This is a genomic window from Streptomyces albidus (ex Kaewkla and Franco 2022), assembly GCF_013870515.1.
Lineage (GTDB): Bacteria > Actinomycetota > Actinomycetes > Streptomycetales > Streptomycetaceae > Streptomyces > Streptomyces albidus.
On record NZ_JACBXA010000003.1, the window covers coordinates 82,332 to 102,267 of the forward strand.

17 protein-coding genes are annotated in these 19,936 nt (G+C 68.6%); 13 read left to right on the forward strand and 4 right to left on the reverse strand.

The window, feature by feature from the left end; all coding sequences use genetic code 11:
* The first annotated feature begins 306 nt into the window (after positions 1-306).
* The 5 genes from H5J26_RS01395 (at position 307) to H5J26_RS01415 (ending at position 7,026) form a co-directional block, all read left to right on the forward strand.
* On the forward strand, positions 307-1,833 hold the full coding sequence (locus H5J26_RS01395) for an MDR family MFS transporter (protein ID WP_181763771.1): 1,527 nt from the start codon (positions 307-309) through the stop codon (positions 1,831-1,833).
* Between the two features lie 582 nt (positions 1,834-2,415).
* Complete coding sequence (locus H5J26_RS01400; protein ID WP_181763772.1) at positions 2,416-3,180, forward strand: response regulator transcription factor; 765 nt, start codon at positions 2,416-2,418, stop codon at positions 3,178-3,180.
* On the forward strand, positions 3,177-3,560 hold the full coding sequence (locus H5J26_RS01405) for a hypothetical protein (RefSeq protein WP_181763773.1): 384 nt from the start codon (positions 3,177-3,179) through the stop codon (positions 3,558-3,560). The genes H5J26_RS01400 and H5J26_RS01405 overlap by 4 nt, the downstream gene beginning before the upstream one ends.
* On the forward strand, positions 3,557-6,013 hold the full coding sequence (locus H5J26_RS01410; protein WP_181763774.1) for a protein kinase domain-containing protein: 2,457 nt from the start codon (positions 3,557-3,559) through the stop codon (positions 6,011-6,013). The genes H5J26_RS01405 and H5J26_RS01410 overlap by 4 nt, the downstream gene beginning before the upstream one ends.
* A gap of 293 nt (positions 6,014-6,306) precedes the next feature.
* On the forward strand, positions 6,307-7,026 hold the full coding sequence (locus H5J26_RS01415) for a dienelactone hydrolase family protein (protein ID WP_181763775.1): 720 nt from the start codon (positions 6,307-6,309) through the stop codon (positions 7,024-7,026).
* A gap of 187 nt (positions 7,027-7,213) precedes the next feature.
* On the opposite strand, the gene H5J26_RS01420 is transcribed toward H5J26_RS01415, so the two are convergent.
* Positions 7,214-8,635, reverse strand: coding sequence for a glycosyltransferase family 4 protein (locus H5J26_RS01420; protein ID WP_210770880.1), 1,422 nt, complete (start codon positions 8,633-8,635; stop codon positions 7,214-7,216).
* Between the two features lie 168 nt (positions 8,636-8,803).
* Positions 8,804-9,547: a LysR family transcriptional regulator substrate-binding protein gene (locus H5J26_RS01425; RefSeq protein WP_181763776.1), complete on the reverse strand. Its 744-nt coding sequence runs from the start codon at positions 9,545-9,547 to the stop codon at positions 8,804-8,806.
* 58 nt (positions 9,548-9,605) lie between these two features.
* Here H5J26_RS01425 and H5J26_RS01430 point away from each other — a divergent pair, with 58 nt between their 5' ends.
* The 4 genes from H5J26_RS01430 to H5J26_RS01445 all read left to right on the forward strand — a co-directional run bounded on the left by H5J26_RS01430 (position 9,606) and on the right by H5J26_RS01445 (position 13,096).
* Positions 9,606-10,013 (forward strand): DUF5997 family protein, encoded by a 408-nt coding sequence (locus tag H5J26_RS01430; RefSeq protein ID WP_181763777.1) that lies wholly within the window; start codon positions 9,606-9,608, stop codon positions 10,011-10,013.
* A gap of 797 nt (positions 10,014-10,810) precedes the next feature.
* Positions 10,811-11,320, forward strand: a complete 510-nt coding sequence (locus tag H5J26_RS01435; RefSeq protein WP_419183742.1) for an NUDIX domain-containing protein — start codon at positions 10,811-10,813, stop codon at positions 11,318-11,320.
* Between the two features lie 495 nt (positions 11,321-11,815).
* Positions 11,816-12,334, forward strand: coding sequence for a flavin reductase family protein (locus H5J26_RS01440; protein ID WP_181763778.1), 519 nt, complete (start codon positions 11,816-11,818; stop codon positions 12,332-12,334).
* Positions 12,335-12,643: 309 nt separating this feature from the next.
* A complete protein-coding gene (locus H5J26_RS01445) occupies positions 12,644-13,096 on the forward strand; it encodes a nitroreductase family deazaflavin-dependent oxidoreductase (protein WP_309237734.1) in 453 nt (150 codons plus the stop codon).
* Here the strand turns inward: H5J26_RS01445 and H5J26_RS01450 are convergent.
* Positions 13,050-13,871 (reverse strand): IclR family transcriptional regulator, encoded by an 822-nt coding sequence (locus tag H5J26_RS01450; protein WP_309237735.1) that lies wholly within the window; start codon positions 13,869-13,871, stop codon positions 13,050-13,052. The two genes, H5J26_RS01445 and H5J26_RS01450, sit on opposite strands and share 47 nt — an antisense overlap.
* 255 nt (positions 13,872-14,126) lie before the next feature.
* Here H5J26_RS01450 and H5J26_RS01455 point away from each other — a divergent pair, with 255 nt between their 5' ends.
* The 4 genes from H5J26_RS01455 to H5J26_RS01470 all read left to right on the forward strand — a co-directional run bounded on the left by H5J26_RS01455 (position 14,127) and on the right by H5J26_RS01470 (position 19,120).
* Positions 14,127-15,128, forward strand: coding sequence for a 4-hydroxy-3-methylbut-2-enyl diphosphate reductase (locus tag H5J26_RS01455; protein WP_181763779.1), 1,002 nt, complete (start codon positions 14,127-14,129; stop codon positions 15,126-15,128).
* A gap of 14 nt (positions 15,129-15,142) precedes the next feature.
* On the forward strand, positions 15,143-16,951 hold the full coding sequence (locus tag H5J26_RS01460) for a 1-deoxy-D-xylulose-5-phosphate synthase (RefSeq protein ID WP_181763780.1): 1,809 nt from the start codon (positions 15,143-15,145) through the stop codon (positions 16,949-16,951).
* Positions 16,948-18,099: a flavodoxin-dependent (E)-4-hydroxy-3-methylbut-2-enyl-diphosphate synthase gene (gene ispG, locus H5J26_RS01465; RefSeq protein WP_309237736.1), complete on the forward strand. Its 1,152-nt coding sequence runs from the start codon at positions 16,948-16,950 to the stop codon at positions 18,097-18,099. The genes H5J26_RS01460 and ispG overlap by 4 nt, the downstream gene beginning before the upstream one ends.
* 379 nt (positions 18,100-18,478) lie before the next feature.
* The gene (locus H5J26_RS01470) at positions 18,479-19,120 is read left to right on the forward strand and encodes a helix-turn-helix transcriptional regulator (protein ID WP_181763781.1); all 642 of its coding nucleotides are present in this window, start codon (positions 18,479-18,481) and stop codon (positions 19,118-19,120) included.
* Here H5J26_RS01470 and H5J26_RS01475 read toward each other — a convergent pair.
* Positions 19,113-19,910, reverse strand: a complete 798-nt coding sequence (locus H5J26_RS01475) for a hypothetical protein (protein WP_181763782.1) — start codon at positions 19,908-19,910, stop codon at positions 19,113-19,115. The genes H5J26_RS01470 and H5J26_RS01475 overlap by 8 nt on opposite strands.
* Between the last annotated feature and the right edge of the window lie 26 nt (positions 19,911-19,936).

The following is a 19,936-nucleotide window of genomic DNA, read 5'->3' on the forward strand; positions in this document are numbered from 1 at the left end:
TGTGACAGCGACGGGCCCCCGGACAGGCAGTTGACCGTCCCGTCTCGTGGCCCTCCCTTCTGCGAGGTGAAGGGTCCGCGGCGCGGAGGATCGTCTGCCGTTCCAGCGGCTGCCCTCCGCGCGTCGATCTCGACCACGCGGGCGCTGAACCCGAAGCGCTCGCCCGAATATGAGTACGGAACATTCGGGCTGACCGATGAGTTCTGCCAAGCGTGCCGGTCTTCACCGGTGCCACCACCCACGTCCGTGCCGACGGCCCTTGGCTGCAAGGCGATTGTGACCCTGGAACCCCAACGAGGTGCCCCCATGTCAGCTGCGATCCAAGAACGACCGGCCGTACAGGCGGGCCGCACACCGACGGTGGTGCGGCTGCTGGTGCTGGCCACGTTCGTGGTGATCCTCAACGAGACCATCATGATCAACGCGATTCCGCGGTTGATGGACTCGTTGCGCATCACCGAGCAGTCGGCGCAGTGGGTGACCACCGCGTTCATGCTCACCATGGCCGCTGTGATCCCGGTCACCGGATGGTTCCTGCAGCGGGTCACCACCCGCCAGGCCTACGCGACAGCGATGGGCGTCTTCCTCGCGGGCACCGTCCTGTCAGCCGTCGCGCCGTCCTTCGAGGTGCTGCTGCTGGGCCGGATCGTGCAGGCCGCCGGCACGGCCGTGATGTTGCCCCTGCTGATGACCTCGTTGATGATCGTGGTGCCCGAGCATGACCGCGGCCGGGTGATGGGCAACGTCAGCCTGGCGATCTCGGTGGCGCCCGCGCTCGGACCCGCCGTGTCCGGGCTGATCCTGCAGGTCGGCTCCTGGCGACTGCTGTTCGTGGTCGTCCTGCCGATCGCGGCTCTGGTGACCTTCTTCGGGCTGCGCAAGATGGACGACATCAGCGAGCCGCAGGTGAGCTCCATCGACTGGCTCAGCGTGGGCGTGGCGGCGTTCGGCTTCGGAGGCCTGGTGTACGGCCTGAGTCTCTTGGGCGACAGCGACGGCAGGGTCGGGCTCGGTATCGGGACCGTCGTCGCCGGGGTCGCGGCGATCGCGATCTTCGTGATCCGCCAGCTCAGGCTGCAACGCACGGGTGTGCCTCTGATGGACATGCGCATCCTCGGCCACCGCACCTACACCCTGTCCCTGCTCCTGATGTCCGTCGGGTTCCTGGCGATGCTCGGATCGATGATCCTGCTGCCGCTGTACCTGCAGAACCTGCGCGGCCTCAGCCCGCTGGAGACCGGCCTGCTGGTCATGCCGGGCGGACTGGCCATGGGCGTGCTGGGGCCGACCGTCGGAAAGATCTTCGACCGGTTCGGCAGTCGGCCGCTGGTGCTGCCCGGCTCGATCTCCACGATGCTCGCTCTCGCCGGGTTCACCCAGATCTCGATGACGATGCCGTACTGGCAGGTGCTGGGACTGCACGCGCTGCTGATGGTCAGCCTGGCGGCGACGTTCACCCCGGTCTTCACGCTCGGCCTGGGCGGGCTTCCCCCGCACCTGTACTCGCACGGCAGCTCGATGCTCGGGACGTTGCAGCAGGTCGCCGCAGCGTTCGGGACGGCGCTCGTGGTGACCGTGATGTCCGCACGCTCCAGCCACCTGATCGCCGACGGCGTCGCCGCAGTGCCCGCACAGGTGAGCGGGATGAAGCTGGCCTTCGGCGTCGCGACCGCCCTGGCCCTGGTGACGGTCCTCGTCGCGGCGAAGCTGCCGAACCGGGCGGCGGACGCCGGCACCCAAGACGAGATCAGCGCCGGCACGGTCCCGCCCGCCGATGGAGCTGCCATCGAGAAGCACAGTGCAACGACCAAGAACGGCGCTGAGGGCCCCTGACGTCCGGACCTGAAATCAGTGGCAACGGCCTCAGCGGCCAGGGACGGGGACACACAGGCAGCAAGCACTCAGAGCACCGAACACCCCGTGATTCCCAAGCTCGGAGCGCGGGTTGGAGTCCCTGACCGGCTCTTCTTGCCGAACGCGAGCGAACTGCGGGCGGCGCGAGTCGTGGAGCCTGAAGAAATCCTCATGTTGGGCTCACGGTGACTTCAGGCTGGGACGCGACAACTGATGCATGGGCCGAAGACGAACGACCACAGGGGCGGCTGAACCAGGTCCCCACCGCCCGGCGGTACGGGCCGTTGGGCATGTCGTCGGCGGTATGCGGGCCGTGCGGCGCCGTCGGGACCTTGGCGCGGCCGGCTTGACCGTGACGAGCCGGGTGTCGGGTGGCGCCGTCGTCGACTCCCTCGGTGGCGCGGCGCCGCCGTTCCGAACGGACGGACATTTCCCGGGCGGGGCACGGGGATTCCGGCCGCTCTGGATTTCTCAAGCCGAGTGGACGGAAGATGGCGACCACCGCGCCGCGGTAGGTGGGATCGGTGATCGAGGTCCAAGCGGTACGAGAAGGGGATTGATGTGCCCCATATCCTGCTGATCGAGGACGATCCGCGAATCAGGTCGATCGTGGAACACGGGCTGGGCGCGCGGGGGTTCGTCGTGACCTCGACCCACGACGGCCCGTCCGGGCTCGAGGTCCTGCGAAAGCTCGAGGTCGCCCTTGTCCTGCTCGATCTCGTCCTGCCGAGCATGGGCGGTCTGCAGGTACTCGCTGAGATCCGGTCGCTGCGGCCCCGGCTGCCGGTCATCGCCCTCACCGCTCTCGACGACGCCGGTTCCAAGGTGAACGGGCTGGACGCCGGTGCCGACGACTATGTGACCAAGCCGTTCTCGATGGATGAGCTGGCGGCCCGCATTCGTGCGCGGCTGCGGCTCCGGGACGAGGCGAGCACCGCTCTGAAAGCCGGCCCGCTGACGGTCGACCTGCTCACGCACCGCGCGGTGCTGGACGGGCGCGAAGTGGATCTGTCCAGCCGTGAACTCACGTTGCTCGCAACCTTCGTCCGGCACGCGGGGATGGTGCTGTCACGCCGCCAGCTCCTGCAAACGGTCTGGGAGGTCGACTTCGATCCCAAGTCCAATGTGGTCGAGGTGTATGTCGCCGCGCTGCGACGGAAGATCGGGCCCGCGTTCGTGGAGACCGTCCGTGGCCGCGGCTACCGGTTCGTCACCCCGGAGACGACGAACGGCACCGAACGCGCCGCCGGCCGCTTTACGGAACCTGCCGTCGGCAGCGGCATGAGCAACGCCACCGACGAACCTCCCGAGGAGGCGAAGCGATGAAGACGGCGGCAGCGGCGTTCGCCGCAGCGGCACTGATTCTGACCGCAGTGGTCATGGGCATCGGCCGGCCCGCACCGCCTCCGGGGCGCGACCTTCCGGGGATCCAGTTGCGAGAGGACCGGCCGGTGGCCACCCCGTCGCCGGAGCCCGGCGACGACACGGAGAAGGTCGAGCGGAAGGTGGAGGACGGCGACGTCGCGGACTACGACGACGACAGCGGGCGTGGCCGGGGCCGCGGACGCGGCGGAGACGACGACGGGAGCGGCGAGGACAGCAGCGGACACGGGCGGGGGCACGGCGGAGACGATTCCGGTAGTGACGACGGAGACCGTTCCGGCAAGGGCGGCGGCGATGACGACTCGTCGGGAGAAGACGGGTGAGCCGGGTCGGGCCTGGCGGCGACATCGCCGCTGACGACGGCGCCTTGACGACCGATGGTGCGATCCGGGAGCTGGAGACCGCACCGAGCCTCACCTCCGGGGCGCGTGCCGCAACTCCCGGTCGCCTCCTGGCGGGCCGCTACCGGGTCGACGGTCTGATCGATACGGGGGGCATGGCACGGGTCTACCGCGGCACCGATGAAGTGCTCGACCGCCCCGTCGCCATAAAGCTCCTCAAGCCTGAACTGGCTGCGAATGAAGGCTTCGTCCGCAGATTTCAACGTGAGGCGTCCTACGGGGCTGCTGTCGATCATCCCGGTGTAGCGACGGTCTTCGACGCCGGGGTGGAGGACGGCCAGCATTTCATCGTGATGGAGTTCGTCTCCGGCCGTACCCTGCAGGAACTCCTTCGCGAACAGACCGTCCTCTCCCCCGAGTACGCGATGAAGATCGCCATCCGGGTCTGCGCCGCCCTGGACGAAGCCCACCAACGCGGCTTGGTCCACGGCGACATCAAGCCGGCCAACCTCGTCCTCACCGCGGCCGGACATCTCAGGGTGATCGACTTCGGCAGCGCGATGGCGGCAGGTCCAAGTCCCATCAGCGACCCCGTCTTGGGGACACTCGCCTACTGCGCCCCCGAACAGGCCGCGGGCGAGCAGATGGACGCCCGCTCCGACATCTACTCCCTGGGCGTGGTCCTCCACCGGATGCTGACCGGCGAATTGCCTCGTGAGGTCGCCGGCGCATCCTCTGCCGGTGGCATGCTCGCCGAGCCTGAGGCTGCTCAGCCCGATCACGAGGTCGCCGCCATTCCGGTGCCGGTCCACGCGGTGATCCAGCGGGCCATGGCCCCGCGTCCTGACGATCGTCAGCAGAGCGCTCAGGAACTGAGCAACGCTCTCCGCGGCGCGTTGAACGGGTCGCCCGGACGTGCGCTCACCGGCGCCGCCGATCTCGAGGAAGCTCGAGGAGGCGGACACACCAAGCAGCTGCCCACTCCTGCGCACCGCGGGGACGAGGGCGCCGCGCGGCGCCGCGCACCCGCCGCGCCCCTGTCGTGGCGGCTCGCTGCCATCAATACGCTGGTCGCTGCGGCTGCCCTGATGGTCGTCGTCGCGATCACGCTTCAAGTCACCCGCGCGCAACTGCACTCCGAACTCGAGCGGCGTGTGGATGCCGTGGCGCAGTCGTTCGAGCGTGGGCCGGCCCGCAGCCTCGCTCAGTCCGACGAGCTTGCCGACGAGTCGCGTCGGTGGCTCGCGGCTCAGGCCTCCCCCGGCGATCAGGTCGTGGCGGTCCGCGCCGGGCGGGGCGAGGTCCTGACCACGACCGGCGGCCTGTCGCTGAAGCAGGTCCCTGATGCCGACGCTCTGCTGTCCGCAACGGAGTCGCGGTGGTGGGAGTTGGGCGGTGAGCGGTCCAGCTTCCTCGCACGGACGGTCCCGCTCGAGGCCGCTGGCCGCCATGTCGGAACCCTCGTGGTCGTCGCCGAGCAGACGCAGTCGACAAGAACGTGGAGCAACCTGTTCCTCACGGTCGGAGGGGCGAGCCTTGTCGGGTTGTTGTTCGCCGCCGTGGTCACGCTCACAACGGTGCGCCGGACGCTTCGCCCGATGTCCCGGCTCGCCAGGGGGGTCGATGCCGTCAACGGTGGGGACCTGTCTTGGCGTGCGGTGGAGGACGGCCCGCATGACGAGGTGGGCCGGCTGGCCGCCGCCTTCAACCGGATGTTGACCCGGCTGGAGCAGACTGTGGGGGCCCAACGGCGCTTCGTCTCCGACGCCTCCCACGAACTGCGCACTCCGCTCACCATCGCCAAGGGGCAACTCGACCTCCTCTCCCCCGCGTTGGACCAGGACGAGGAGCGGCAGTCACTTGCCCTCGCGGACGCCGAGTTGGACCGTATGGGGCGCATCGTCCAGGAACTGTTGCTCCTTGCCCGGCTTGACGAGGGGCTGCCTCTCGCCTCGGAGCCGGTCGAGGTCGAACTCGTGCTGCAGGAGGCCCTGTTGCGCGGGCTCCAGGTCGGGCTGCGCGAGTCGAACGTCGAAGTCTCCCCCGACCTTCAGGTGTTCGCCGACCGGGATCGGCTGCTGCAGGTGCTGTCCAACCTGGTGACGAACGCCGTCCAGCACGCGGGTGAGGACGCACGGATCCAACTGTGGGCAGGCGTGCGGGAGAAGATGGTGGCCATCGAGGTGAGTGACGACGGGAAGGGCATCCCGTCCGATGAACTGCCGTGCGTCTTCGACCGCTTCTACCGTTCGCAGATGTCGCAGACCGAATCCGGTAACTCCGGCAGCGGGTTGGGCCTCGCCATCGCCGCTTCGATAGTGCGGGCGATGGGGGGCGAGATCACGGTGACATCAGAACCCGGCTACGGCACCACCTTCACGTTGTTGCTGCCGGACGCCGCAATCGGCCGGTTGGGGGCACGGGGAAGCGCGTGAAGGCCGGGTCACCTTGAGGGGCGGTCAGTCGCATCCCGGGTGGACGCAGCCGGCGCGCGGCGTCTCTTGCTGCGCGAAGTGATGGTCCTGGCGGCATCCCGGCCACGGAGCCTTCGAAACAAACCCGTTGGCGGACCACGGCGGCCACTGCTACTTTCCCGTTGGCCGTGCGAGAGAACGAGGAGGTGGTACCCGTGAACGCAGTGTCGACATGGGTGCTCCCCTCCGGGGACACGGTCGGGCGATAGGTCGTCCGGGAGCGCCGTTCAAGAGCACTCCCGAAAGGCACGACCATGCACTTCACTTCTGAACTACGCCTCGACGGCGGCGTCCTCGAACGCGAATTCACTCTCGGCGAGATCCCCGGCACCCTGTGGACGCCTGGATCCGAACCGGCCCCGCTGATCCTGATGGCCCACAACAACGGCCTGCCCAAGGGGGACTCCCGGCTGGTGGCCCGGGCCCGGCACTCCGCGGCGCACGGCTACGCGGTGGCCACCATCGACGCCCGCGGATGCGGTGACCGGCCCCGGTCCGCCGCCGACGAGCAGGCCCGCGCCGACCTCCGCCGCGCGATGCAGGCCGGCGAGCCGGTCGATGAGATCTTCGAGTCCTTCATCGGCCCGCTGGTCGAAAAGGCGGTCCCGGAATGGCGGACCACCCTGGACGCCCTGCTCTCACTGCCCGAGATCGGCGGCCCGGTCGGGTTCTCGGGGTGGACCGCCCTCGGCATTCGGCTGGTGGTGGTCGAGCCGCGCATCGCGGCCGCCGGCTTCTTCGCCGGGGGTTATGTGCCCCGCGCCCAACGCGAGGAGGCCCGTCAGGTCACCGTTCCGCTGCTGTTCCTGCTGCAGTGGGACGACGAAGGGAACCCCCGGCAGCGGGCCCTGGACCTGTTCGACGCCTTCGGCACCAAGGAGAAGACGCTGCACGCCAACCTGGGCGGGCACACCGGCACTCCGTGGTTCGAAGCGGAGGACGGGGGCCGTTTCTACGACCGGCACCTGAGGTGATGCCGGGGCGGCAGCGGTAGGCGCTGTCGGCCGGGAGGCCGCTCATCGAGGAACAGGTCCCGGCCCTACTCGATGGCGGCGGCCGGCAGATGGACGAACGCCCCGATCGCGGCGGCCCGGCCATCGGTCGGGGCCGGCGCCGGCCGGGGCGGCGCTCGGCCACCAGCGTCGCGACTCCAGCCCTCGCTCAATTCCTCCCGGCGAGAAGCGCGTTCCACCGGGCGCCGATCGCCACCGGGTCGTACGCACGTGCCGTGTCCAGCGCCTGCTCGCCCATCTTCCTCCGGAGCTCGGCGTCCTCGATCAGCTTGCGCACCCCGGCGGTGAACCCGGACACGTCCCCGGCCGGGACCAGCAGCCCGTCGTGCCCGTCCGTGATCATCTCGGCGGGCCCGGTGGGGCAGTCGAACGCCACAACCGGCAGTCCCGCACCCATCGCCTCGATCACCACCATCGGCAGGCCCTCGTAGCGGGACGGCAGTGCGTAGACCGCGGCGTCGGCCATCTCGCCGGTCAGGTCGGTGGTACGCCCGCGCAGCTCGATCCGGTCGCCGAGCCCCCGGTCGCCGATCATCTTGCGCAGCGCGTCCCGCTTCGCGCCGGAGCCGAAGATCCGCAATGTCCAGTCGGGGTGCTCGGCAGCCAGCGGCTCGTACGCCCTGATCAGCAGGTCGAACCCCTTCTGCTTCGTCAGCCGACCGGCGGCGAGCACCACGTTCGAGGGAGACCCCGCCCGGCTCGTCCCGGAGGGCGCGGGAAGCGCGTTCGGGATCCGCACCACCTCGACCGGCGAGTCGGACAGCGCCGCGCGGTAGTCGGCGAGCGACACCTCGGTGAGCACCGTCACCGCGTCGAGGCGGCGGTAGGCGCGGGTGATGTCGGCGCGCAGCTCCGGGCGGTACGAGCGAAGGTTCATGTGGTCCTGGCCGATCGTGCGGGTGCTGCGCGGAGCGGCTTCGGCTATCAGGAGGTTGAGCGACGGCCTGGTGGCGACAAGCACGTCGCAGTCGAGGGTCGTCAGGTGGAACAGCAGCCGCAGATCTGTCCACAGAGACACGCCGCGGAATGAGGTGTCCTTGACCGGGGTGAGTACCGACGGCAACCCGGACAGCAGCCGGGACACCCGGCCGCGCGGTGCCTTGTGGTCGTCGAGCACGGTGACGCGGACGCCGTGGGGGAAGGGGAAGAACGGCTGCTCCCGCTTGCGGTACAGGGTGATGATCTCCACGTCGTGCTCGGCGGCGAGCCCTTGGGCCATCGTGAACGTGGTGCGGATGGTGCCGCCCATGCCGTACGCGTGAAGGAGCAGGATCCGGATCCGCAGGCGCTCCCCCGGAACGCGCGGACGACGAGGACGACGTGCGAGAAACCAGGCGCGAAGCGCCCACAGGGTGAGCCGGCGTGCCCATCGCGGCAGCCGCGTGGTCGCGCCCCTGACCATCCGGCGAGTCCACGCCCGTAGCCCTCTCGAGCGGCGCTTGACTGCGCCGGCGATGGTTCGGGTGTACGGGCGGCGCAGGGATCCGCGGGCGGGCAGCACCGCGTCGAGAAGGGCCACGACCGCTGAACGAGCAGTCCGGGCAGGGATGTTGATTCGCTGGTCGGCCATGGAACCAGTTATCGCGCGCTGACCTGAAACCGCCGTGAGCCGGATATGAGGGCTTCTTCATGCTGCGGCGGGGCTGCTCCCGTCGCGCTGCAGCCTGGCCCTTCCACTGACCGCTCACGACATGAAGACGGCGAAGAGGTCCCGCGGCTCAGGCGCTCAGCGCCGAGGCTACGACCGGCGGCGGGGCCCGCGACGCTTGCCGCCCCGAGGGCCACCGGTTCCCTGCCGCGGGTTCCTTCCCGCGGACTTGCCCCGCGCACCGCCTGTCGAAGCGCGCTTCGGCTGCGCCGGGGTGGTGGCTGCGCGGCCCCGCGTGCTGTTGACGGTCCGCCCCCGGACGACCCCGATGAAGTCATCCACCATGTCGGTGGTCCTCTCTTCCGGCCACGACAGTGCGACACGTGACTGCGGGGCGTCCGTGACCGGCCGGTACGTGAGGTCCCTCCGGTGGTGCAGACGGGCAAGCGACTGCGGGACGAGGAGCAACGCCACCCCTGCCGCCACCAGTTCGATCGCATCCGTCGTCGTGGCCGGACGCTCGATCGCCGGCCGGCCCGGCAGCTGCTCCCAGTCGAGGGTGTCGTCGAGGGGATGCAGCACGACGTCGTCGGCCAGGTCCTCGATCGTCACCTCGTCGACCGCCGCCACGGCGTGGTCCTTCGGGACCACGACCACCGTCGTCTCGGTGTAGAGGGGGATCGCGCTGAAGTACGTACGGTCGACCGGCAGCCGTACGAAGCCGACGTCGGCGCCGCCGTCCCTCAGCACGTCCGGTGCTTCGGCGGCGCTCACCGGGACGAGGTTCAGCGGAACGTCGGGCAGCCGTTCGTTCCAGACCCGCACCCACTTGGTCGGCGTCACGCCCGGTACGTACGCGACGCGGAACGAAGAGGATGCGTCAGAGCTGGTCACGCCGCCAGGATACCGGCCGTGGTCAGAGGCCCGACACTCACTCGATACCCTGGCCATCATGACGTCGCGCCAGAACACCCAGACCATGAAGCCCGTGACCGCGGCGAAGAAACTGGGTGTGTACCTCGAAGCCACTCCCCCCGAGTTCCAGGAGGGTGTCGTCTCGCGCAGCGAGCTGAACGCGCTTCAGGCTGATCCGCCGGAGTGGCTGGTGGAACTTCGCCGCAACGGGCCGCACCCCCGCCCGGTCGTGGCGGCGAAGCTGGGCGTCTCCACCTCAGGTCTCGCCCGAGGTGGAATCACCGAACCCCTCACGACCGAGCAGATCGACGCGCTGAAGAAGGAACTTCCCGAGTGGCTGGAGCAGGAACGCGCCACCCAGGCCGGGGTCCGGAAGGAAGCGGTGCGCATCAAGGAGAAGAAGCGGGCGAAGCAGCAGGCGGAACAAGACGATCAAGCTCGCTGACCGCGGCGCCGCATCCTGACGAACGTACCTGAGCCCCGACCGCACGGAGTTCAGAGCCAGCACGGCGCAACCGCCATCTCCCAACGGCGCCTGGGTCGTTGAACGGCGGGGATCCGTCTGTCGGGTGCCGCGTGACCGTGATGCTCCACCCGCTCAGCATCAACAGACCGCTGGAAGCAGCGGCGGGGGCATTCCGGAGACAGGGACGGCGCGGCTGCGGTTCGCTGCCCGCCCCTCCCAGCGGCCGCTGCCAGGCGCGGACCGCCCTCAGCTCGCAGCACATCGTGCGCCTGCCCAACGCGCCGTCGCCGGGAGCGACTTCAACGCTCGCCCTCGCCGAGCACATCGTGAGCGAGGCGCTCCGGCGCCGGTCCTGGTCGTGAGACCGGTGTTCTCAAGTGACGCTCCCAGCGGCTGAGTCGGCGCGGCGCCGGGACAGAGTCAACACGGATTCTGTGATGGCTCTCCAAGAAGCCATCCGCTTACCGATCAACGGGCTTGTCTGGTCGAACAAGATTCCTGATCGGGTGATCACGGTGCGGTCGGCGCATGAAGGCAGAGCCTCGCGGTAGCACGGAGTTGTCGAAGCCGACGAGCTGTTCCGGAAGCCCTGTTGCTGCAGTCTTTCGTGCTCGCGTGGGTGGAGTCCAACTCGGGTTCTCCGCCGTGTGACAGCCTCGCGAATCGAAACAGGGGTCGTGGGGTCGTGGCCTTTCGTCGAGGAAGCGGGAGGAGCTGGAGACTCGGCATTCCGGCATCGAGGGCTGCTGTCAGTGGGCTCTGCAATCGTGTGCGTCGTGGATGAAGTCGTGGAACGTGTCGATGCACAGGACCGTGTGCTGGGGCCAGTGAGTCGGAGAGACGCCGTCCGGGAGGGCTGGCTGCACCGTATTGCAGTGGTCGTGTGTCACGACCGGCAGAGTCGGATCCTGGTCCATCGGCGTGCTGAGCAGGTGCCCCGATACCCGGGGCATTACGAGGTCGGCGTGGGTGGAGCCCTGGTAGTCGGGGAGTCTTATGAGCAGGCAGCTACCCGTGAGCTGGAGGAGGAACTGGGGGTGTCGGCGGCAGTGCGCTTCCGGTTCAAATTCCTCAACCGAAGCGGGCTGAGCCCTCACTGGCTTGCGGTGTGCGATGCCGTCATTCCGCGGGCTGTCATGCCGAACTCAAAAGAGGTCTCCTGGCACGGCTGGCTGAGTGAGCCTGACCTGCCGCGGATCCTTCAAGACTGGACTTTCACTCCCGATAGTCCGGAGATACTGGATCGGTATTTCGCTGATCGTGCTGATGGGACGTCTGCGCAGTGACCGTGCCGCCGCCAGCCGGAGTTCATGCCCACCCAGCCCGAACCAAACGATCACGTTCGGAAAGCGGATGGCGTCTGAGCGGACACCGGGCTCCTTCGCGGGCCCGGCATCCGCTCGGCTCCTTCGGGCCGCAAGTCACCACCGTCATCGGGCAATTGAACCAACTGAGAGCGGGTGCCCGTCGTTCGCCCCGAAGGGCCGTCGGCCGATTCCGTACGGATCTGCGCGAGGCGGTGATGGAGACGACAGAGCTGCGGGCTCCTGGGGACTGATGTGCGGACTCTTCGGGACCGACTGCGCGATGTGCGTGCCGTCGGCGCAGAGGGTGCTACGGAGGGGGTAGGCCCTCGGGCGTTGCCAGATGGAGGCTCGCTTCTGGGGCGGAGTCCGGTGCTGTGGAGCCGCCTCCTGAGCGCCCGGGCGGGTGCGTCCGGTTCCAGCACACCACGACGCGCCCATCCCTCTACGTTACCGACCGATTCGAAAGGGGACGCGATGCCCGAGTACGCGCAGACGGTGGGCCGGCAGATCCCAGTGGACGCGAAATCCTTTCAAGACACTCTGGGCCTCTTCTGCACCGGCGTGACTGTCGTCTCCGGTATCACTCAGCACGGCCCCGTCGGCTTCACGTGTCAGTCCTTGGTGTCGCTGTCAGTCGACCCCCCTCTGGTGTCCATCAGCGTCTCCCGGAACTCGCGCTCGTGGCCTGAGATCGAACGAACACCTTCCCGGGCCTTTTGCGTCAACATCCTCAGCGCATCCCAAAGCGACCTGTGCGCCCGCTTCGCGCGGCAGGGCATCGCACGCTTCTCGGGGGTGCGTTGGTTCCCCGCGCCGGAGTCGGGGGCTCCCGTGCTGCAGGGTGTGCAGGCGTGGATCGAGGCCGAGATCGCCGACATATATCCCGGTGGCGACCATTCGATCGTCACCGGAAGGGTGACCTGCCTCGAGGCTCACCCGGATCGGGAGCCATTGATCTACTACCGCTCGACTCTCTTTCCCGCGAAGAAATAGCCGAGGCTTTCCCGGACGTCATGTCGGTAGGCGAAAGTCGGCGGGTTGAACGCCCTGGACCCGGGTGCCCGGACTGGGCTGGAGGCCCTCGAAGAAGGTTGCGGCCTGGATGTCGAGACCGGCGTGGCGGCTCCGTCCCAGGGGCAGATGCGGCCGGCGTGGCCGCATCATCCACGTACCGGAAGGACAGCCCCCATGGCCATCGCCGAGGACCTCGACCGCGCCACCGACTCGCAGTGGGACTGGGTCGCCGAGCACACCCGCACGTACCTGGCGTCGGGCGGCACCGAAGGTCATTAGCACAACGGCGTGCACGCCCTCGTGCTCGCCACGACCGGGCGCCGGACCGGTACCCCTCGCCGCACCTGCCTGATCTACGGCACCTCGGGCAGCGAGTACGTCGTCGTCGCCTCCAAGGGCGGTGCCGAGGAGGACCCGGCATGGTTCGTGAACCTCGATGCGGACCCCAGCGTCGGGGTGCAGGTGGGCACTCGACGGTTCACCGCACGCGCCCGCATCGCGTCGTCGGCCGAGCGCGCGCCCCTCTGGGCCCAGATGGTCAACATCTTCCCGCTCTACGACGACTACGCGCAGAAGACCGACCGCGAGATCCCGATCGTCCTGCTCACCCCGCTGGATGAACCCCGCTGGTCAGGCTTTCGCCGCCGTCCTCTGCTGCTGCAAACGACTCATCCGGCCACCGCAGGGAAGCGGCCTACGAAGTACCCGCGTAGTTCTCCTCAATGGCACCGACCGTGTTGAGCAGGGTACGGCCGAGGCTGGGCAGGTCGACGTTGTTCACGGTGTCGCACACCACGATCGCGGCCACCGGGTCGGCCATTCCGAGATGGACCGGGGCCGCGAGCTCCACCAATTCCGGAATGCATCCACCACGCGTGTAGGACAGGCCGGTTCGTCGTATCCGCTCGAATTCGTAACGCATCCGGTCCGCTCTGGTGACCGTCCGCCGGGTGCCGGCGAGTGGCGTGGAACTGTACAAGTCGTCCGGGCTGCGCCGGCTCTTGGCGAGCAGCAGCTTGCCAGCTGCCGTGCGGTACGCGGGCAAGGGGCGGCGCAGTGCCTTGGCGAAACGCACGTGCTCCTGGCCGTAGAGGGTGCCGACATGCTGAACCTTGTTCCCCGAGAGCGTGCCGACGCTCACCACCTTGTGGGTGAGCTGGAACAGCTCGATCAGGAAGGGGGTGATCGTGTAACTGAGGCGCTGTGCCCGGGCTGAGCTGCTGGCCGCCGCCAACTCGTAGAGATAATCCCCGAGTTCGTAGTATTTCGACTCCATGCGGATGGCGAGACCGAGGTCCGTCAGAATGTTCATCAGGCGGTGCAGGGACGATTTCGGCACGCCGGCCAGCCGGGACAGCTCCGACAGGGTCACCGGCCTCGAAGCCTCGGCCATGGATTCGAGCACCGCGAACGCTTTCCGCAGCGGGCCGCCCGCAACTCCGGCCTCCTCCGGTTCGGCCACCGAGCCGGAGACCGCCGCACCGCGTTGCGCTTGAGAATTCCGTTCAGCGTCCACGCCGATGCTCCCGTCGCTGCAATACACAACCGATTCATGGCTACCGGAGGCGAGTTGTGGCCTCAAGACCGGTCGACGTTGCTGGCCCTTGAGGTCTTGAGATCGGGCCCTTTGTGACAGTGCGGGTAAGCGGCGTACCGGTCGGGCACGTTCTGACCCCGACCCGGGCCCGACCGTGCCCGTGACAAAAACACCGTTCCGAAAAGTGGAAACCGCCGTTGAGTACGTCGCCCGGCGCTATCTACTGTCCGGGACATGATTGACGTGAGCTCGGACAAGCAAGTGGACAACGACAACGCGCGTCGCATCCTGCTGGCCGGTCCGCGGTCCTTCTGTGCCGGAGTGGAACGGGCCATCGAGATAGTCGAGCGAGCTCTGGAAATGCGCGGGGCCCCGATCTACGTCCGCAAGCAGATCGTGCACAACATCTCCGTCGTCGAGGATCTCGCCGCACGCGGCGCGGTGTTCGTCGAGGAACTGGACGAGGTGCCGGACGGGGCGACGGTGGTCTTCTCCGCGCACGGGGTCTCCCCCGCCGTGCGCGAGGACGCGAAGCGCCGCAGGCTCGACGTGATCGACGGCACGTGCCCGCTGGTCTCCAAAGTGCACGCCAAGGCCCGCCGCTTCGCCGACCGTGGGGACACGGTCGTGCTCGTGGGGCACGCCGGGCACGAGGAAGTCGAGGGGACCCTGGGCGAGGCGCCGGAGTCGATGGTGCTGATCGAGACCGCCGAGGACGTGGAGAAGCTGTCGCCCCCGGACGGGGGCCAGGTCTCCTATCTCACTCAGACCACGCTGGCCGTCGACGAGACCACCGAGGTGCTCGGCACCCTGCGGGAGCGCTTCCCTCTGCTGCACGAGCCGTCGTCTGAGGACATCTGTTACGCCACCACGAACCGGCAGCACGCGCTCAACGCGATCGTCGAGGAGTCCGACCTCGTCCTGGTCGTCGGTTCGGCGAACTCTTCCAACTCCGTGCGCCTGGTGGAGCTTTCGCGCCGCCAGGGCACCCCCGCGCAGCTGATCGACCTGGCTGCAGAGATCCAGCCGGAGTGGCTGGAAGGCGTGCGCACGGTCGGCATCACGGCCGGCGCCTCAGCCCCTCCCGCGCTGGTGGACGAGGTGGTCGCCGCACTCGCCGAACTGGGGGCGGTCGAGGTCGAGGAGCGCAGAGTCGCCGACGAGACCATGCACTTCGAACTCCCCTCCGCCGTGCGCGACGCGACGGGGGCTCCCACGTCCGACCGGAAGAGCTGAACGGGGCGTACCCCATGTCATCCAATGAGCTCAGCCGCATCATCGACCCCCAGGACCTGAAAGAACTCGCTCCCGGCCGACTCCCCGCGCTGGCAGGTGAGATACGGGAGTTCCTCGTCGAGCAGGTGGCCGCCGCCGGCGGTCACCTGGGCCCGAACCTCGGCGTGGTCGAGCTGACCATCGCGCTGCACCGCGTGTTCGACTCGCCCGACGACCGGATCGTCTTCGACACCGGGCACCAGTCCTACGTGCACAAGATGTTCACCGGCAGGCAGAGCGACTTCGGCACGCTCCGCACCGCCGGCGGGCTGTCCGGCTACCCGATGCGCGAGGAGTCGGAGCACGATCACGTCGAGAACTCGCACGCCTCCACCGCGCTGTCGTACGCCGACGGCCTCGCCAAGGCACAGCGGCTGCTCGGCGAGAGCGACCGCAGGGTGGTCGCCGTGATCGGCGACGGTGCGCTGACCGGCGGCATGGCCTGGGAGGCCATGAACAACCTCGGCCACGACGGGGGCCGGGTGGTGGTCGTGCTCAACGACAACGGCCGCTCCTACGCGCCCACGGTCGGCAGCCTGGCCCGGCATCTCGCCGCGCTGCGCGCCGGGCGGCACCAGGGCAGCAACCTCTTCCAGAATCTGGGCTTCACCTATCTCGGCCCGGTGGACGGTCACGACGTCGCCGCCGTCGCGGAAGCGTGCAGGCAGGCGGCCGATCTCGAGACGCCGGTCGTCGTGCACTGCGTCACCCAGAAGGGCTGCGGCTATGCCCCGGCGGAGAACGACGAAGCCGACCGCATGCACGGCATCGGCGTCATCGACCCGACGACAGGCCTGGGCAAGCCAGGTGGTTCCCCCTCCTGGACGCACGTATTCGGCGCGGAGCTGACGAAGATCGCGGCGCCCCGGCCCGAAGTGGTCGCGCTGACCGCCGCGATGCTCCAACCGGTCGGCCTTCAGCAGTTCGCGGAGCGGTGTCCCGAGCGGGTCTTCGACGTGGGTATCGCCGAGCAGCATGCGGTCACCAGTGCCGCAGGGCTCGCGATGGGCGGTCTGCATCCGGTGGTCTGCCTGTACGCCACCTTCCTCAACCGCGCCGTCGACCAGGTCATGATGGACGTGGCTCTGCACGGCCTGCCGGTGACCTTCGTCCTGGACCGGGCCGGGATCACCGGGCCCGACGGCGCCAGCCACCACGGCATCTGGGACCTCTCCCTGCTGAACACGGTGCCGGGGCTACGGGTTGCCGCGCCGCGTGACCCCGAGCGGCTCGCCGAACTGCTGGGCGAGGCGCTGGCCACGGAGGACGCGCCGACCGCACTGCGCTTCCCGAAGGGCAGTGCGGGCGCCGATACCCCGGCCCTGAAGCGGCTGGACGGTCTCGACGTCCTGCACCGCACCAGGTCCAAGCCGCTGGAGGTGCTGCTGGTCTCTGCCGGAGTCCTCGCGGCCCCCGCCGTGCGCGCGGCGGAGCTGCTGGCCGAGGAGGGCGTCGGGGTGACCGTCGTCGATCCGCGGTGGCTGCTACCGGTCAACCCGACCCTGGTCCATCTGGCCTCCCGCCACCGGCTGGTGGTCTCCGTCGAGGACGGGGTGCGCGCCGGCGGTGTGGGCACGGCGCTGGCGACCGCCTGCGCCGATGCCGGCATCCGGACACCGGTGCAGGTCATGGGACTTCCCAGGGAGTTCCTCAGCCACGGACAGCGCTCGGAGATGCTCGCCGAGCACGGTCTGAGTGCGGAATCCGTGGCCGAGTTCGCCCGGGCACACCTCAGTGCCGCGCCGACGCCCCCGGTAACCGCCTTGGAAAGGACATCTCGGTGACTCAGGTCGCGCTTGGAATGCCCGCTACGCCGCCCGCCCCCCTCGCTGAGCGCCGGAAGACCCGCCAGCTCGAGGTGGGTTCCGTCGGAGTCGGCAGCGATCACCCGGTCTCGGTGCAGTCGATGACCACGGCCGTCACAGCCGACGTCAACTCCACCCTTCAGCAGATCGCCGAACTGACCGCCGCCGGCTGCGACATCGTCCGCGTCGCATGCCCGAGCGCCGACGACGCGGAGGCGCTGCCCGCGATCGCTCACAAGTCCAAGATCCCGGTCATCGCCGACATCCACTTCCAGCCCAGGTACGTCTTCGCCGCCATTGAGGCGGGCTGTGCCGCGGTCCGGGTGAACCCGGGCAACATCAGGAAGTTCGACGACAAGGTGGGTGAGATCGCTCAGGCGGCGAAGGACCACGGGACGCCCATCCGGATCGGCGTGAACGCCGGTTCGCTCGACAAGCGGCTGATGGAGAAGCACGGAAGGGCCACCCCTGAGGCGCTGGCCGAATCGGCGCTGTGGGAGGCGTCGCTCTTCGGCGAGCACGACTTCCACGACCTCAAGATCTCGGTCAAGCACAACGACCCGGTGGTCATGATCCGCGCCTACGAGATCCTCGCCGACAGCTGCGACTACCCGCTGCACCTGGGGGTGACGGAGGCGGGGCCGGCCTTCCAGGGGACGGTCAAGTCGGCGGTCGCGTTCGGAACCCTGCTGCGGCAGGGCATCGGAGACACCATCCGGGTCTCCCTCTCCGCCCCGCCGGTGGAGGAGGCCAAGGTGGGAGGGCAGATCCTCCAGTCGCTGGGTCTCAGGCCGCGCAAGCTGGAGATCGTCTCCTGCCCCTCCTGCGGCCGGGCGCAGGTCGACGTGTACAAGCTCGCCGATCAGGTCACCGCGGGTCTGGAGGGTATGGAGGTGCCGCTTCGCGTGGCTGTCATGGGCTGTGTGGTCAACGGTCCGGGCGAGGCCCGGGAGGCAGATCTCGGCGTGGCCTCCGGCAACGGCAAGGGACAGATCTTCGTCAAGGGCGAAGTCATCAAGACCGTCCCCGAGTCGAAGATCGTCGAGACTCTCATCGAGGAAGCGATGAAGATCGCCGAGGACGCCGACCCGGAGGCCGCGGGCTCCCCGTCGGTCGTCACGGGGTGAATGAGGGATTCCCCTTACGAGAACGCTGACGGCGGTAACTCCCCGGTTCCGCGAACTCCCCTCGCAGTACGGTTCATTCGGTCGGCTTTCCGGCCGCGGAACCAACGTTTCAGGACCAGCTGGGGAGTTCAAGCGTGTTCATGAGCTGCCACTTAAAGGCACATATACGTGAGATCCCATCGATTCGACAGCAGACCGCAATTCGCCGACGCGGTCCCCGCAACGGGGCGGCAGCCGACGGGGCCGGTAACCCGCTGAACGGCGAACTCCGCGCGGGTGAACGGAATCCGAACTCGCGCGCCCCGTCGTTTCAGCGATTCGTATTCGCCGGCAGAACTGAACATCCGGGCAAATCCGCTGTGAACCCGGAGAGTGCGCTGTGAACGGCGAGAAGACGGCAAATCAGGTGAAGGCGCTGGTTCGGGCACCGGATCCGCTCACGCATGCGGCAGTCAGCGAACACCTCGGTTCCACCCGGAACATCGAGGTCGTCACGGGCGAGCACAGAAAGGCCGTGGACGTCGCAGTCGTCGTGGCGGAGCGGATGACCGTGGAGGTGTTCTCGCTCCTGCGCCGGATCAAGGAAGCGTCCGGCGCCTCGATGGTGCTGATCCCCGGTGAGATCGACCGGGCCGACCTGTTCACCGCCGTGGAATGCAACGTCGTCGCAGTGCTGCCGCGCGCCGCGGCCACCAGCGACCGCATAGAGAAGGCGGTGATGACCGCCGCGTCGGGCGGCGGTCAGCTCCCGTCGGGCATGCTCGGCGAACTGCTCCGGCAGGTCGAGCGGGTGCAGCGCGAGGTGCTCTCACCGCACGGCCTGCACATCTCCGGGCTGACCCCCCGGGAGATCGACGTACTGCGCCTGATGGCCGAGGGACTGGACACCGCTGAGATCTCCACCAGGCTCTGCCTCTCGGAACGGGCCGTGAAGCGGGTGATCTTCGGCGTCACCCACCGGCTCAATCTGCGCAACCGGCCGCATGCGGTGGCCTACGCGCTGCGCGCGGGCGTCATTTGACCGCGTCGCGCCCACGCCGGCCGGAGGTGCCTTCTTCGATGCGGGCCCCGTCGACGCCTTCGTGGGCCTCGTCCGCCGACTGCGCGTTCCAGGCCCACGGAGACCGTCCCTCCGACCGCATCGTCCGGCGCAGCAGTGCCAAGTAGGCGACGTCCAGGACGACATAGGTCGCCACCAGCGCCTTGAGCAGCAGGTGGGACGGATGGACCACGAAGGCCGTCATGCCGGCGAAGACGGAGCCGACGAGCTTCGCAACGGCGATGTACATCGACTGTCCCACGCTGGACCCGCGCCGCTTGAGCATCAGCAGGAACGCGGCGCTCAACGGCACTTGGATGATCATTCCGGTGTACATGCCGTCCATGTCGTGGAACTCGTTGGCCCCCGCCATCACCATCAGCGACGCCCAGACCAGCACTCCGCCGAGCGACCATTTGAAGGCACGAGGCGAGAGTGAGGGATGGTCGCGGCGGCCGTAACGGAAGGCCTGGTACAGAAGGCCAGCGTTGAAGACCACCCAGACGACGTTCATCTGCCTCTGGGCCGGGGTCTGTTCCAGCAGGAAGGTCAGGCTGAACTCCCAGGCGAAGTTCACCGCGACCATGTAGGCGGGGATGCCCACTCGTCCGTCCCGGAGGGCCTGCCGGATCGCCAGGACGTAGGTGATCGTCCAGCCGAGCCCCGTCGGCCCCGCCAGGGACCAGAACAACAGGTCCGGGACATCAGCTGCCCCGTCCGTGACCGGCGCGACCTGCGACATCGGGAAGAGGTACGGGGGCAGCCAGACCATGTGATTCCTCGCGTGTGAAGGAGACT

What these genes read in the sequence shown, in the direction of transcription:
- H5J26_RS01395 (WP_181763771.1), top strand. Translation starts at nt 307, where the DNA reads ATGTCAGCTGCGATCCAAGAACGACCGGCCGTACAGGCGGGCCGCACA.
- H5J26_RS01405 (WP_181763773.1), top strand. Translation starts at nt 3,177, where the DNA reads ATGAAGACGGCGGCAGCGGCGTTCGCCGCAGCGGCACTGATTCTGACC.
- H5J26_RS01415 (WP_181763775.1), top strand. Translation starts at nt 6,307, where the DNA reads ATGCACTTCACTTCTGAACTACGCCTCGACGGCGGCGTCCTCGAACGC.
- H5J26_RS01420 (WP_210770880.1), bottom strand. Translation starts at nt 8,635, where the DNA reads ATGGCCGACCAGCGAATCAACATCCCTGCCCGGACTGCTCGTTCAGCG.
- H5J26_RS01430 (WP_181763777.1), top strand. Translation starts at nt 9,606, where the DNA reads ATGACGTCGCGCCAGAACACCCAGACCATGAAGCCCGTGACCGCGGCG.
- H5J26_RS01440 (WP_181763778.1), top strand. Translation starts at nt 11,816, where the DNA reads ATGCCCGAGTACGCGCAGACGGTGGGCCGGCAGATCCCAGTGGACGCG.
- H5J26_RS01455 (WP_181763779.1), top strand. Translation starts at nt 14,127, where the DNA reads ATGATTGACGTGAGCTCGGACAAGCAAGTGGACAACGACAACGCGCGT.
- H5J26_RS01460 (WP_181763780.1), top strand. Translation starts at nt 15,143, where the DNA reads ATGTCATCCAATGAGCTCAGCCGCATCATCGACCCCCAGGACCTGAAA.
- H5J26_RS01475 (WP_181763782.1), bottom strand. Translation starts at nt 19,910, where the DNA reads ATGGTCTGGCTGCCCCCGTACCTCTTCCCGATGTCGCAGGTCGCGCCG.